Source organism: Shewanella eurypsychrophilus (assembly GCF_007004545.3).
Lineage (GTDB): Bacteria > Pseudomonadota > Gammaproteobacteria > Enterobacterales > Shewanellaceae > Shewanella > Shewanella eurypsychrophilus.
Genome location: NZ_CP045503.2, coordinates 5,707,613 through 5,722,312 on the forward strand (window position 1 = coordinate 5,707,613; position 14,700 = coordinate 5,722,312).

The following is a 14,700-nucleotide window of genomic DNA, read 5'->3' on the forward strand; positions in this document are numbered from 1 at the left end:
TAATTAGCTACGCAAGCTATTGTAATAACTGCGAATATGTGCAGTCTCATGGTAGCCATCAGCACTTTTAGTGCTTACAGTGCTCTCTGTTGCTTGAGCTGCGCTGATACCAGTAGCGGCAAGTGCGGCTGTCGCCGTGCCACCAATAGTCAGTGCTTTCAGCAAAGATCTGCGATTCAGATCAGGCTGTTGCTTCTTCATTCTTACTCCTAGAAAGGAATCGTTAAATAATATGAATGATTCAAAATCAAAATTAGAATCAAAACCGCAATTAACTAGTCGTTAACATTTGATGCGGAATCGAACAAAAATATTTCTATCTTAAAACATCCAGTAAATAGCCCCGGCAATATAGGCAAAGCAGAGACAGAAAAGATTGATCTAAGTCGATGTAGCACAGTTGAAAATCAGTGTTAATCGACAAATTGTTAAGCCTGTCAAACTTATTAAAACTCTGTGAACTCATTTTCATGCTGAATTTAGCTAAAAACCAACATAAAAATGTAACGAGTTTGTATCAGCTAACGTGTTGAAACCGTGTGCCTTTTGATAATAGTTATCAATTGCCAAAAGGCTAATAAATGGATGATTGAAGTGCGAGGTGCGAGGTGCGAGGTGCGAGGTGCGAGGTGCGAGGTGCGAGGTGCGAGGTGCGAGGTGCGAGGTGCGAGGTGCGAGGTGCGAGGTGCGAGGTGCGAGGTGCGAGGTGCGAGGTGCGAGGTGCGAGGTGCGAGGTGCGAGGTGCGAGGCAATGATTGAGCCAAGAGAAGATCGAAAGCAAGTAAATAAAATAAAAAAGCCTCAGTGAACTTAATCGACTGAGGCAGTTTTTGTGATCCTAGGAACTAGAGCCTAGTACCCAGAGACTTAGAGCTAATCTTTATACTCTAAAGTACCATTCTCTTTGATCTCATCGAACCAGAGGTTGTGGTGCTGTACGGCCCAAGTTTCATCACAGTAGCCTGAAACCATACACTCCATACCACCTTCACTCAGTACTGTCGCCATCCAAATATGCACGATAGTAAAGGCGATAATGATGATCGCACTGGCTGCATGTACTAGCAGTGCCAGCATAGATGCTTCACGGGGAAGATCCAAACCAGGCAGAACCAACATGATGCCAGAGATACTGATAAACAGTCCGAACACAGTTAAGGTCCAAAACCACATCTTCTCACCAGCGTTGGCAAAACCACTATCTGGGTGCTTACCCTTAAATGGTCCAAAGTTGATGTAACCACCAACCACGAGGAACCACTTAAGATCGTACATCTTAAATGTCTGCAGAGGCATCCACTTAACGACACACAATATCCAGGCACCAATAAAGATAGGGCCGACATAATCATGGATAAACTTACTGGCATTGATCAATGCAGCCCACACACCTTCACCCACATAGGGCTGAATAATGTGTTTACCTGTCATGATACTGATACCCGTTAAGATCAGCGTAAGGCATGATATCGCTAAGACCCAATGGATCCACAGGTCGGCTTTAGACCAACGCAGTACCATTTTGCCAGAGAATCCACCGTGTAACTTAGATGGACCATTAACAAAATAGAAAATAACGAAAGCAACAAATACACCTAATACTGCTAAGGCCATCGCAGGAGTCAGATAATTATTTTTAATATCTTTCCCTTGATTGCCCGCAACATTAATCAGCACATTAGCTTCAACACCTTGCGCCGTAGTGAAACCTGAGTCTCCTGCTTTTACAGCACGCCACAGATCAGCGTCGCTGGTTTTTGCATTGGCCATCTGCTGGCTAGTCTGATCATCGGCAGCAATTGCTGTCGAGCTCATACCTAAACCTAAGGTCAACACTAGAGGTAAAACCAACAAAGCAAACAGGCTACGCAGTGATTTTAATAACATAGTCACTCCTTATGGGACTAATAATGAGCTGTGAGCAGGACTCACAGCTCTATTCGTCCTATACGCCAGTCTTTGGGGTGTAACCCCAAATGCCGCCAGGATTACCACGAGATGCAGTACGTTCACGATAGATATCAGATACTACACCAGCATCACCAGCAAGCAGTGCCTTGGTCGCACACAGCTCAGCACACATAGGTAACTTACCTTCTGCGATACGGTTAGAACCGTATTTCTGGCGTTCTGCATCTGAATGGTTCTCTTCTGGGCCACCGGCACAGAAAGTACACTTATCCATCTTACCGCGGCTACCAAAAGCACCCTGTTTAGGGAACTGAGGTGCACCAAATGGACAAGCATATAGACAGTAACCACAACCGATACAAGTATCTTTGTTATGAAGTACTATGCCGTCTTCAGTACGGTAGAAACAATCAGCAGGACAAACAGCCTGACAAGGTGCATCGGTACAGTGCATACATGCCACTGAGATAGATGCTTCACCTGGCTCTCCATCGTTAATTGTCACTACGCGGCGACGTTGAATTCCCCACTCAAGAGCGGAATCGTTTTCGTTCTTACAAGCTGTGACGCAACCGTTACACTCGATGCAGCGTTTGGTGTCACACAAAAATTTCATGACTGCCATAATGGCTTATCTCCTCATCAAGTTAAGTTAGGCTTTAGTGATCTGGCAAAGTGATGCTTTTGTTTCTTGCATCTGCGTTACCACATCATAACCGTAGGTCAGTACTGTGTTGGCTGATTCGCCAATAACGTAAGGTACTGTACCTTTAGGGTAATTCTTCTCTAGGCTTTCACCTTCGAATACACCAGCGAAATGGTATGGCATGAAGCACTCACCATTAATGACGCGTGGAGTTACCATAGCCTTAACTTTAATCTTGGCACCTTCAGGACTGTGAACCCAAACATCGTCGCCATCACGTAAACCGCGGTCAGCAGCATCACCTGGGCTGATCTCGATAAACATCTCTTGCTGAAGCTCAGCAAGCCAAGGGTTAGAGCGGGTCTCTTCACCACCACCTTCATATTCCACTAGACGACCAGAGGTCAGTGCAATAGGGAAGTCTTTGGCGAAGTCCTTTTCCTGAATAGTTCTATACAGGGTAGGAAGACGTGCAACCATACGATCTTCGTAAGTTGGATACTTAGAGACCAAATCGCGACGTGGCGTATAAAGCGGCTCACGGTGCAATGGGATATCATCAGGGAAGTTCCAAACGATACAACGTGCTTTGGCGTTACCGTAAGGCATACAGCCATGTGCAATCGCTACGCGCTGGATACCACCAGAGATGTCTGTCTTCCAGTTTTTACCATCAGCATGCTTCTTCTCTTCAGCTGTAAGGTCATCCCACCAGCCAAGTTGCTTAAGCATATCAGCGGTAAACTCTGGGTAACCATCTTGAATCTCACTGCCTTTAGAGTAAGAACCTTCAGCCAGAATATTGTTACCGTTGTGTTCAACACCGTAACGAGCACGGAAGTTACCACCACCGTTCTTCACTTCACGACCTGTGCGGTAGAGGATTTGAGAACCTGGATGCTTCATCTCAGGTGTTCCCCAACAAGGCCAAGGTAGACCATAGGTCTCGCCTTTAGCTGGACCGCCTGGCGCTTCGAGTGAGTTAATATCGAAGGTGCCCCAGTTTTCCTGGTGCATCTTCAAACGCTCTGGGCTTTGGCCTGTGTAACCAATAGTCCACATACCACGGTTGAATTCGCGGGTCATATCTTCGATCAACGGCTCATCGCCATTTACCTTGATATGCTTACAGAACTCTTTCTCAATGCCCCATTTCTTCGCCAGCTTGTACATGATGACGTGATCAGGCTTAGATTCGAACAATGGTTCGATAACCTGTGAACGCCACTGTAGTGAACGGTTTGAAGCAGAAATAGAACCATAAGTTTCGAACTGAGTAGCAGCAGGAAGCAGATATACACCGTCTGTACGCGTGTGCATAACACCCGCCATTGTTGGGTATGGATCGACAACCACTACCGTGTCCATCTTATCCAGTGCTTCACGCACTTCACGACCACGAGTCTCAGTGTTGACCGATTGTCCCCAGAAGAACGCCATACGAATATTGTCTTTCTGAGCAATCTTAGACTTGTCTTCTAGTACACCATCATGCCAGCGAGAACATGGAATACCGGTTGAGTTCATCGGAACCTGACCTAGATGTTCTTCTTGGTCGAAACGGTTCTTAACCCACTCGTAATCCAGATCCCATACATTACACCAGTGCTTCCAAGAACCAGTCTTAAGACCGTAATAACCAGGTAAGGTATCAAATAGCAGACCGAAATCGGTTGCGCCCTGTACGTTATCGTGACCACGGAAGATGTTAGTACCACCACCAGACACACCCATGTTACCTAGAGCAAGCTGAAGGATACAGTAGGCACGAGTGTTGGCATTACCGACGTGATGCTGAGTACCACCCATACACCAAACAACGGTACCAGGCTTAGTTTCAGCAAGCATCTTAGCGACGCGGCGCATCTGAGCACCAGGTACGCCAGCTACATGCTCAACTTCTGCTGGAGTCCATTTTGCGACCTCTTCACGGATTCTTTCCATGCCGTATACACGTTGGTCGATAAAGGTTTGATCTTCCCACTTGTTTTCGAATATATGCCAAAGTAGACCATAGATATAAGGAATATCTGTACCTGGGCGAATATGCACGTACTCATCAGACTTAGCTGCTGTACGGGTGAAACGTGGATCAACAACGATGATTTTCGCACCGCGTTCTTTACCTTCTAAAATATGCTGCATCGCAACAGGGTGAGCTTCACATGGGTTAGACCCAATGAACATCATTACCTTAGAGTTACGCATATCGTTGAAAGAGTTAGTTTGCGCACCATAGCCCCAAGTGTTTGCAACACCGGCTACAGTGGTAGAGTGACAGATTCGAGCTGAGTGATCGATATTGTTAGTACCCCACATCGCTGCGAATTTACGGTACATGTAAGCTTGCTCGTTTGAGAACTTAGCACTACCCATGAAGAATACCGAATCAGGACCAGATTCCTTGCGGATCTGCAATGCCTTATCGCCTACTTCTTCAATCGCTTGATCCCAAGAGATCTTCTTCCACTTGCCGCCTTCCAGCTTCATTGGATATTTAAGACGCTTCTCACCATGACCGTGCTCACGTAGTGAAGCACCTTTCGCACAGTGACCACCAGCGTTAAATGGGTGATCGAATGCAGGCTCTTGTCCTGTCCACACACCATTTTGAACTTCAGCATAGATACCACAACCCACTGAACAGTGAGAACAAATAGTACGCTTTACTTCAGTCGGTGCATTATGAGGCACCTCTTTAGCTTCAGCTTTACGCATCATACCTGCGCCAAGCATTGATACCGCTGCAATTCCACCAGTTGCAAGACCTGCAGACTGAAGGAACTGACGACGGTTTAGACCTAAGGCTGGCTTGCTAGCCGTTTTTACCTGGCCTGTATTGCGAGTTAGTCGCATCACACACTCCTAATCTTATTGATTTAATATTGATAAATTATTTATCAGATCAAAAAGCTACTATTACTTACCACGCAAAGATGCGTAGTAGCTGCGTACATGGTCAGTCTCTTGGTAGCCGTCATTTTTAGCTGTAGTAGGTACTACATCCGCTGATGCCGCTAGCGCTTGACCACTGACAGTAGCAACTGCTCCAGCCGCACTACCTACTGCTAAAGCCTTTAGCAATTGGCGACGACCCATATCGGAAGCTTGCTTCTTCATAGTGTCTCCTAGTTTTCACTCGGTGTTTAAATTTGGGTCAACAATTTGATGACCCGACTATTTTTGAAGTTTGACCTTCAGTTTTCTTGTCTATCCGCTCGACATATTGACACTCGAGCAGACTGACATGATTTAGTGACTCAAACTCGCAGCTTACGACGCGAGTTCTTGCTTGCTAGATTCAACTTCACTCTTTTCCACTTCAGTGTTTACCGCCTCAGAACCAGGACAATTAACAGGAATATCTAGCTGTAACTGTTCAAATTCGTTAGCTTCTGCCTCAAAGAAGGCTTTCGCTAACTGGGCAACTGTCGCATAAAATGCCGCACTGGGTGTGTCGGCTAATGTGGTGCAGAAACGTGCTATCCAGCTACTGATATGACGCTGATAAAAACCAAGCTGACGATAGCCAGGCGCTTCAAGGATCAAACAGCCCATCACTTCACAAAGTGCAGCAACATGATCTTCAGGCTCTTTGACATTCTCTTCGCGTTCGAAACCAAGCTGCATCAGGTCCTGACGCAACATAGCCAGCGGCTTATCCATCAATGAACCTGTCATAAACCAGCTGGCATACGGCATAATTTCACCGCTACCTACACCGTAGAAGATATTGAAATATTCCTCTTCTAACTGTGCACTCGTGAATTGATTTGAGGCTAGCTTGATCGCTGACCACGCCTTGGTCATCTCGCTAGCGTCACTGACATCCAGTTCAAGGTTGGCAAGAAACTGCAATAACTCTGCGCTTGGTTGGCTACGTAGTAGCGCAGCCAATAGCTGATAGATGTCGGCTCTTAACTGATCGTTTTCTGATACTTCTCTTACTAATTCGGTCATAGCTACACTCTTATCGCAATTGCTTTTCTGGGTCTTGAAGGATGTCTTCAAACATATCTTTCACGCGGCAGTCACTACACATCTCTAATCGCTCAGTGTTAGCGCTAAATGCGCTATGTCCGCCGATCACTGCTTGCATGCGCTCAATCATAGATTTTGTCGCAAAAGGAGTTCCACAACGAATGCAATCGAATGGTTCCTCTTCTTTCAAGGTTTTACAGGCTTGGCGCTCTTCTTTATCGAAATTCATCTGCGAGGTCAGACTGATGGCATTCTCAGGACAGGCTTTTTCACACAATCCACATTGCACACAATCTTGCTCAAGGAAGTTTAATGCTGGTTTATCACCGCCATCGGTCAAAGCTTGTGTTGGACAGGTCGACACACAAGAGAGACATAAGGTACAGCTGTCAGAATTAACGCTGACTTTACCGTAAGGCAGGTTACTTTGAGTCAAACAGCCCTCTACTGAAGCCGCTTGCTCATTTAAGTGATCAATCGCTGCGTACAAGGTATTACGCTTAGTCGTCGAAGCAAATTCACCGGGTACAATCACCGGCCAATCTGAGCTGATAGCGATTAAATCTGTTAGAGAATTGATACTCGATTCATCAATCAGAGTGATCCGCTGTGGCTGGCCCATCTCATTAAGAATGTCATTAGCTAGCTTTAGCTCGCCTTGTAGCATTTGCGTCAAGGTTGGCGCTGTCGCTGCAGTGTTAAGCACTAATATTTGGCGTGCTCCCCATGCGAGTGACGACATCCAATGGTCAATACTAGCAACCGTGATCTCTTCCATAGCGACCGGAATAATGGCGCCAGGTAAGTCATTGGTTATCAGTGCCGCACCGTTAGCTTCATCATGAAACAGAATCACTGGAGCGACTTGTGCCTGCTCTCTGAAACGGGTGACTAGCTTGTGTAGGTATGAATGCATCGCTTGTGGCGTAGGCAAGTCATAGCTGATGGCGCCTGTAGGACAGGCATTAGTACAACTACCCGCACCATGACAAAGATAAGGGTCAATCTCGATCATCTTATCGATGCTTTGAATCGCATCGGCTGGACAGAAGTTTAAACAACGGTTACAGCCATCGATACCGTTACGGGTATGGGCACAGATTTCGCTGTTCACTTTTACGTAGCGTGGCTTATCAAACTCACCAATCAAGTCAGGCAGCTGACTAATAGCATCAGCCAGCTTAGCTTCGTCCTGACCTACGTAGAAGTAGCCAGGTGGTAACATTTCTAAGTTGATACAAGGAGACTGACTCAAGTCTAAAATAAGATCGAAGTGCGCTTTGCGAATCGCCACTAAGCTCAAGTCAGTTGCAGTGTCATCAGTATCATTGCCTGAATCGACTTTAACCTGGAACTGTCCAAGAAAACCTTTAATCTCGATAAGCTTGTTATAGAAGCTCTCAACATCTTCGGCAGCAGTCATTACTTTTTCAAGATGGTCTTCATCTTGGCTGGTAATTGACTCATTGGCCAGAATGGCAAGCTTGCCCATATTTGACAATTTACCCGCCGCTAAACGAGCCAGATCTTCTGGCCCAATAACGAGTACATTGCCCTCAGTGGTGTAGCTGACGGTTGGCGGGATCAGGTTTTGCAGCACCTGAGTATTCGCCAACACTTGCTGCCGAACTCCTTGAAGTTCAACTTGGGGATCATTTTTCAAATTTATGCTCACGTTGCGTTCCTGAACAGTTTGGCTGTTGCCATCGGCTGATCGCTATACTCTTATTACATGTCGGTTAGCGTTTCATGTTCAACCCTTTGGCTTCATCAGGGCCAAGGTTTCATACCGATTATTGCTAAACTCTTTCGCTTTATAGCTAAAGTAATTAGCAATTCACATACCAATTCTGTGGTTATTAAACTTCTCTAAAATGACGTTAAACGACCGCTTCCTTTGTCTCACCTTCGGAATCTGGTGCATTTTGGGGCATGTCATCATTTTCGATGTCCAAAATGTCCTCAGGTGCTTCACTATTTAAATTGGTCTCATCTAACTGAGTATTTGACGCTATGTCGCTATCACTCTTGGCAGCCTCATTGGCCAGATCTTGCTCTTTTTCCTCTTCCTCTTTCTTAATCACATGACGGAAGATTTTTTTAGCAATCTCAGCCGACTGCTCAGCACTGAGCTTAGGTTGATTGCTGTAATCAAGAGCATACTCAAGCAAGCCGTCGATCTCGTTATATTGCGGCTGCTTCCATAAGGCTTTTAAGGCTGCAGCTTTAGCTGTTGGGTCCACATTGGCCCCCATAAAGCTAGCAAAACTGCCACCCACTTCAATTTTGTCCGGATCTGGCAGGTCTTCTGCCGTCAGTACCTTGCCGTCTTCAGCGGTCTCAGACGATTGCTCTTGCTGAGATTGAGCAACCTCTAGCTCACTAAACGCTTGCTCATCTGTTTCAGCCTGTGTTCTCGCTGTGGCATTTTCTTCGGCCAATCTTTCGTCTTCAACTTGTTGACGACGTTGATTCCAACGAGATAGTAATCCGCTCGATTTATCGCTCATTAGCTGCTCTACTCAAAATTCTGTTTGCACTTGGTCCTTCATTCTTACGGCGATTAACATGCTTACGACGATGCGCACATATCTCCACTTCACCATGACGAGTAATAAAGGCTTCGATCCAACAAGCGAGCGCTTTTGGCATGGGTAGATTCAAAACAGGTGTATCACCTTCGAGACATCCTGCTGCGACATTTTGGTCGGCAGAGATCATTGCAGGCACCCAAGTACCATCTTCGAGTTCGTCACACACTATGTACAACATGGCGTTGTCCATATCTAGGTTTAATCGATAGCTTGCTCGCTCATCTTTATGTAACTCGAGTAGCACGATTTTTGAGTTTTCTGGGGCTTCATGGGTCGCGGGTAAGATTTGATCTAACTCCCAGCTCACTGAGGTCCAGCGCCCGACTAACTTTTCGATTCTCTTAAGAGAAACATGCATGGGCCATTCGCTTTCGGTATGTTTCATTCAGTCTCCACCTTACTTATAGCGGGCTTGTCTATTCGATAACGCCCCAGGCTGATAGCGAGTTCTTAGCAATGTTTGCTTGAATACTCGTTCAATATCTACTTAGATATCTACTAATACCCATTAACAAAGCAATATTTGTGCCAGCGAAATATTAATAGTAATTTGAGCTAGATCATCAATTCCACACTAAGAGTAGGACATTTTGTCCACGCCAGCAGATTAAGTAGGACATAAATGGGCATTTTAGCAGTCCGTAATGAGAGAGATCACGCATTCATCCAAGGGTTCAGCGTCTAGGTACAATAATTGCTAAGCTGAATGAGCCAATTTTTAATGATGAGTGATAAACCTTGAGCATGCACAAGCCAACCTTGATAAAAACAGCCACTGAGGTGCCGTTAACCATTGCCGTTAAAGCAATTAATGAAAGCGGTGAATTGGTAGACAAGCATATCGCCTGCGAGCGACCATTGACCGTCTACCTTAACTGGCAGCCGATTGTCACCTTAATGACCTTAGGTGCTAGAGCCGAAGCACTGGCCCTTGGTTATCTTAAAAATCAAGGCTTTATCTCTGAGCTAGAAAAGCTTGAATCTGTGATTGTCGACTGGGAAGTCAGTTCAGCTGCGATTATCACCAAAGAAAGCACCGCCGATTTAGATGAAAAACTATCGGAAAAAACCGTCACCTCGGGTTGCGGTCAAGGGACTGTTTATGGCGGTTTTATGGATGGTCTCGATGAGATTAATCTACCAACACCACAAATCAAACAGAGCACCATATACAGTCTGCTAAAAAATATCAGCGAGTATAATGAAACCTATAAGAATGCCGGCGCGGTACACGGTTGTGGTTTATGTCGTGGCGATCAGATCGTCGATTTCGTCGAGGATGTTGGCCGTCATAATGCGGTAGACACCTTAGCCGGTGAAATGTGGTTAAAAGAGACTGTTGGTGAAGACAAACTCTTCTACACAACGGGCCGTCTCACCTCTGAAATGGTGATAAAAGTCGCCAAGATGGGCATTCCAGTGTTGTTATCCCGCAGTGGTGCAACTCAGATGGGGCTAGAGCTGGCGCAGCAGCTGGGGATCACCATGATTGCCCGTGCTAAGGGTAAGCACTTTCTTATCTACAATGGTGCCGACAATGTAGAGTTAGATGCAATACCGCCAAAGCGACCTGAAAAACAGTAAAAACAATAATTTTTGATACCTATTGGCTAAAAATAAAGCCAAGGTTAGCACTTAATGGAAACAGCAATGACAGAGCCGAGTAAACTCGTCTACATGAGCGCCAAACAGGTCGCTGAGTATTTAGACCTTAACGAAAAAAAGGTCTATGCCATGGCGAACGACCGCATTCTTCCCGCCACAAAAGTGACCGGCAAGTGGCTTTTTCCTAAGATATTGATCGATCGCTGGGTGATGGACTCCTGTCATAGCGGCATGCTGTCAGACAGGATGCACATCACCGGCAGTGATGACCCACTATTATCTATGCTGGTCTCTCGGCTGATGACTCAGATAGGTAAAAGCGATCTGATCAGCTATAGCTCCACCGGATCTCGCATGGGATTGGACTTATTGTCCCGTGGCTATGCCGATGTTTGTACCTTGCACTGGGGCAGTGTCGAAGAACGTAATATTCGTCATCCAGCTCTGCTAAAGGGTTATCCCAACCATCTACAATGGGTGATGATCCACGGCTACACACGTAAACAAGGCTTGATGATGCGTGCTGAGATGCACCAACTCTGCCAAGAAGAGGACAAGATCATTTCCCTTCCGCTACGTTGGGCAGACAGGCAAGCTGGCGCAGGCAGCCAGCAGCACCTTGAGCATTGGTTAATGAAACAGGGCGCGGCTTTGTCTCACCTTAATGCCAATGTCACCGCCTACAGCGAACGAGAACTCGCTGCCTACATCGCCCGCGGTGATGCCGATATCGGTTTCGGCTGTCAGTCTGTCGCGATGGAGAGTGGCCTATGCTTCGTACCTCTGATCACTGAGTCATTCGATTTCGTGATGCCACAGGGGATCTACTTCAGGCGCCAGCTGCAGCATCTGTTCGATATGATTTCGAGCACTCAGACTAGGCAGTTGGCCGCAACGTTAGGCGGTTATGATCTGACGGATTGTGGCAAGTTGCTTTGGAATCCTTCGTAATCGGATTGTCAGTTAACAATTTTCTAAGTAACTTCTGTTAGCGTCTGACTTTATGGCTATTTAATTGGGTCGATGTGAACATTGACCCTTTTTGTCCTTTGCTTTCAATCGAAGCATTTTCGGTACTTAATAAGCGATGATAAAATCATAACCTTACTTTTATCTATCACCTGCCGTGGGCTTAAGTGCAGACACTTCTGCGAGACGCCGTGAACACATCCTTGTGGGCTCTACGATTTCATCCCTGAAATCGAAGCTCGCAGCCGCATCTACACCGGGTTATCAATCTCTTCGACTTGGCACTATTAACTGAATTGTTAACGATTACTGAAATCACTTTCTAGCGTCTAGCTTTTGAAGTATTTGATTGGGTCAATTTGTACATGACCCTTTTTGTAACCTATCACCTGCCATGTGTGCCGTGCATAGTCTTCTATGTCTGAAACATTATCGGCCATGTTTTGGAAGCTCGCAGCCGTAATGACACTGAGTTATACTTTTTGTGTTTCAACCAGCTTTTGAAATTCTTTCGCGATCAAAATATGGCCAGCACCATTAATTTTTTTAAAGTCATAATCAAAACTTGCTTGAACTGATGATAGTTGAAAACATATGTGCACAAGGTTTATATCCATTTCAGCCTTGTAGTGATGTAAATCAATCATCAATGAAATATATTTATTAGCATAATATTTAACGAACATTTTATCCTCAGACATCTCACTCAATTCCAGCAAAGCTAAAGAGTAACGTGTTAGCCGAAGTGTTAAATTTTGTGTCATTGTACGATAGACTCCATCAGACTCCTTGATCCCAAGCTTTGTTAAATGGGAAATAAATTCGTCTATCGAGAGTTCAGGATTAGCACATCGACTAAAATAATCGCATGCAGCACCTAAGTTCGCGTGATGTGATAGTTTATTTTGTAATACAACTATCACATCTTTAGGAGCTATTTTCTTAGCTAGAATGTCCTTAATTTCGTCTTCACAGCGAAACAGTTCATTTGTTAACTGACCATAAATAAATGCTAATCTCGTTCTATGTATATTTTTCACTACAGCCCAAATAGAGAAAACAGCGACTGCAGCAGAAAGTAGTTTTATAGGGAAAGAATACAAAGTAAGAAAAAATGAAAAACCAGCGGAAGTAAAATCAAAAACAAGCTCTTTTTCTGAAAAAACGATTAACATGGAGCTAAGTAAAACAGAAATAGAAAGCAGAGCTATACATCCTAAAAGAACTACATCTATTACCTTCATAGCATTTTTGTTCATCAATTCCTCTTTAAATATACTCTGAGAATTAAGTTACTGTAACCTACTGTTAATAAACAGCATACCAACCATATTCCTTGTTATCAATACTCAACTTAGCGACAAACCAACTAGGCCAGCCAATTGATAGATAACAATCGTGATCATCAGTAACACACTTGGGTAGAAGGTTAAGGCAAAACCAAAGGCTCTGGCTGGTGCGCCATGGGCATAACCTTTGAAGAAGGCAATGCGGCCGATGGCAAACAGTAGCGAACAGAGGGGAAGCACTGAAAACCAGGCTGTGGGCATGGTGAATGTCCAGATGCTGTAAACCATGACTGTCATCAACAACTGCTCTAGGGTATTTTGCAGCAAGCTCTGCAACACACTCGCTTCATGGCTCGCATTCGATAAGGCGCAGCCATCGATATCTTCGGGGCTAAAGAAGCGGTATTTTGCCAAGCGGCCAATAGATGCAATAAGAAAAACCACAGGCAAGATCAACGATTGCCCCAGCACAGCTAGCTTATTACCTGTGTCCTCTATTTGCGCATAAGAGAAAGGGTCAAAAACAATCCCCATCGCAATAACGACAACAGCCCCATAGCTGCAGCCATCCCCTTAAACACCCCAAACTGCTTAACAGACAACGCCATACCCACTCCTTCCTTTTCTTCCCAAAACTGAACAAAGTAAAGAATTCACACTCTTTGCTGGAAGCGATAGATAACAGCAAGATGAGAACCTTATATATGCTACCAATGTCATTGCTAGAATGAAAAATAACGGCTGAATAAGCCGATGAGTGGTGCAATCACTTATCTAAAATGGCTACAACCCGTATCTTCGGGTGAGTCAATCCAGCTAACTCAAACGCGGTGAGAGTAGACTCCATATCGATAATGATATGGAGTCCGTTATACCTAGATATCTAGAGTATCATTAAGAGTATCATACGCTGTCCTGCAGTTAAGCGAGTCATCACCTATAGACACCCCTGTTATGCATGAGACATCCTGAATCATCCCATCATACGAGTCACACTTAGTATCAAGCCTCCAGTCGAGCAGATCTAGGATTGAGCATAAGAGGTTATATATAGATCTCAATCTGCAATTATGCCCATTCTGTCGTAAGAACCTGTTCTGCCCCACGACTATCCCACCTCGCTCTACTAGCCTTATATGGAAGATACATTCCTGTATCTCTTGTTTACTGGCATTAAGCTCTCCACTTCTTAAGGCCGACCTCCACACATCCTCGACCTGAGTCTTTATTTTCATAAACACCACATTAATATCACCCTCTATCTCTTGCCCTGCATGCTCGTAAATATGGGGATTGACGCCTAAGAAATTAATACAGAGATCACCTTTGCTAGAATTCCAGCACTTAATGTTTTCATACATCAATATATAGAGGATCTTCTCCCTCGAGGAGAGATGTTTCTGGGATATGATCTGCTCATAATGATGAATACTGTCAGTTACCGACTTAGTAAACAGTGCGGCTATGATGTCCTCTTTAGATTTAAAGAAACCATAGAGTGTTTTCTTGGAGCAACCAACCAGTTCTGCGAGAGAAGACATTCTAAACGAACATAATCCCTTCTCAATAACAGACTTCTCAGCCTCCTCGAGAATAGCGGACCTAACCCTATCGTACTTACTTAAGTCATTGTTCATAAAGTCCCTTATAACTTTATCAATCTAGATGGTTACACAAAAAATCCTTTCCCATAGCCAGAATATAT

General features: G+C 44.9%; 14 protein-coding genes. 2 read left to right on the forward strand and 12 right to left on the reverse strand.

Annotation, left to right across the window (positions count from 1 at the left end; genetic code table 11):
• Positions 1 to 3 precede the first annotated feature (3 nt).
• From FM038_RS24595 to FM038_RS24635, 9 genes are all read right to left on the reverse strand, one after another.
• Entirely contained in the window at positions 4 to 201 is a 198-nt protein-coding gene (locus FM038_RS24595) for a formate dehydrogenase (RefSeq protein ID WP_142873367.1), read from the reverse strand.
• A 672-nt stretch (positions 202 to 873) separates the two neighbouring features.
• The gene (locus tag FM038_RS24600; protein WP_142873366.1) at positions 874 to 1,887 is read right to left on the reverse strand and encodes a formate dehydrogenase subunit gamma; all 1,014 of its coding nucleotides are present in this window, start codon (positions 1,885 to 1,887) and stop codon (positions 874 to 876) included.
• Positions 1,888 to 1,945: 58 nt separating this feature from the next.
• Positions 1,946 to 2,536 (reverse strand): formate dehydrogenase FDH3 subunit beta, encoded by a 591-nt coding sequence (gene fdh3B, locus FM038_RS24605; protein ID WP_142873365.1) that lies wholly within the window; start codon positions 2,534 to 2,536, stop codon positions 1,946 to 1,948.
• A gap of 27 nt (positions 2,537 to 2,563) precedes the next feature.
• The gene (locus FM038_RS24610) at positions 2,564 to 5,413 is read right to left on the reverse strand and encodes a formate dehydrogenase subunit alpha (RefSeq protein WP_142873364.1); all 2,850 of its coding nucleotides are present in this window, start codon (positions 5,411 to 5,413) and stop codon (positions 2,564 to 2,566) included.
• A 63-nt stretch (positions 5,414 to 5,476) separates the two neighbouring features.
• Positions 5,477 to 5,677: a twin-arginine translocation signal domain-containing protein gene (locus FM038_RS24615; protein ID WP_142873363.1), complete on the reverse strand. Its 201-nt coding sequence runs from the start codon at positions 5,675 to 5,677 to the stop codon at positions 5,477 to 5,479.
• A gap of 153 nt (positions 5,678 to 5,830) precedes the next feature.
• The gene (locus FM038_RS24620) at positions 5,831 to 6,517 is read right to left on the reverse strand and encodes a TorD/DmsD family molecular chaperone (RefSeq protein ID WP_142873362.1); all 687 of its coding nucleotides are present in this window, start codon (positions 6,515 to 6,517) and stop codon (positions 5,831 to 5,833) included.
• Positions 6,518 to 6,527: 10 nt separating this feature from the next.
• Entirely contained in the window at positions 6,528 to 8,213 is a 1,686-nt protein-coding gene (locus tag FM038_RS24625; RefSeq protein ID WP_142873361.1) for a 4Fe-4S binding protein, read from the reverse strand.
• Between the two features lie 205 nt (positions 8,214 to 8,418).
• Positions 8,419 to 9,048 (reverse strand): DUF3306 domain-containing protein, encoded by a 630-nt coding sequence (locus FM038_RS24630; protein WP_142873360.1) that lies wholly within the window; start codon positions 9,046 to 9,048, stop codon positions 8,419 to 8,421.
• Complete coding sequence (locus tag FM038_RS24635; protein WP_142873359.1) at positions 9,038 to 9,517, reverse strand: DUF3305 domain-containing protein; 480 nt, start codon at positions 9,515 to 9,517, stop codon at positions 9,038 to 9,040. The genes FM038_RS24630 and FM038_RS24635 overlap by 11 nt, the downstream gene beginning before the upstream one ends.
• Positions 9,518 to 9,876: 359 nt before the next feature.
• On the opposite strand from FM038_RS24635, the gene FM038_RS24640 reads away from it, so the two are divergent.
• A complete protein-coding gene (locus FM038_RS24640; RefSeq protein WP_142873570.1) occupies positions 9,877 to 10,716 on the forward strand; it encodes a formate dehydrogenase accessory sulfurtransferase FdhD in 840 nt (279 codons plus the stop codon).
• A gap of 66 nt (positions 10,717 to 10,782) precedes the next feature.
• The gene (locus tag FM038_RS24645) at positions 10,783 to 11,688 is read left to right on the forward strand and encodes a helix-turn-helix transcriptional regulator (RefSeq protein WP_142873569.1); all 906 of its coding nucleotides are present in this window, start codon (positions 10,783 to 10,785) and stop codon (positions 11,686 to 11,688) included.
• A gap of 491 nt (positions 11,689 to 12,179) precedes the next feature.
• Here FM038_RS24645 and FM038_RS24650 read toward each other — a convergent pair whose 3' ends face one another.
• From FM038_RS24650 to FM038_RS24660, 3 genes are all read right to left on the reverse strand, one after another.
• Entirely contained in the window at positions 12,180 to 12,965 is a 786-nt protein-coding gene (locus FM038_RS24650) for a hypothetical protein (RefSeq protein WP_142873358.1), read from the reverse strand.
• Between the two features lie 90 nt (positions 12,966 to 13,055).
• A complete protein-coding gene (locus FM038_RS24655) occupies positions 13,056 to 13,529 on the reverse strand; it encodes an MAPEG family protein (protein ID WP_199242719.1) in 474 nt (157 codons plus the stop codon).
• Between the two features lie 341 nt (positions 13,530 to 13,870).
• The gene (locus FM038_RS24660; RefSeq protein WP_142873357.1) at positions 13,871 to 14,632 is read right to left on the reverse strand and encodes a TetR/AcrR family transcriptional regulator; all 762 of its coding nucleotides are present in this window, start codon (positions 14,630 to 14,632) and stop codon (positions 13,871 to 13,873) included.
• Positions 14,633 to 14,700 lie beyond the last annotated feature (68 nt).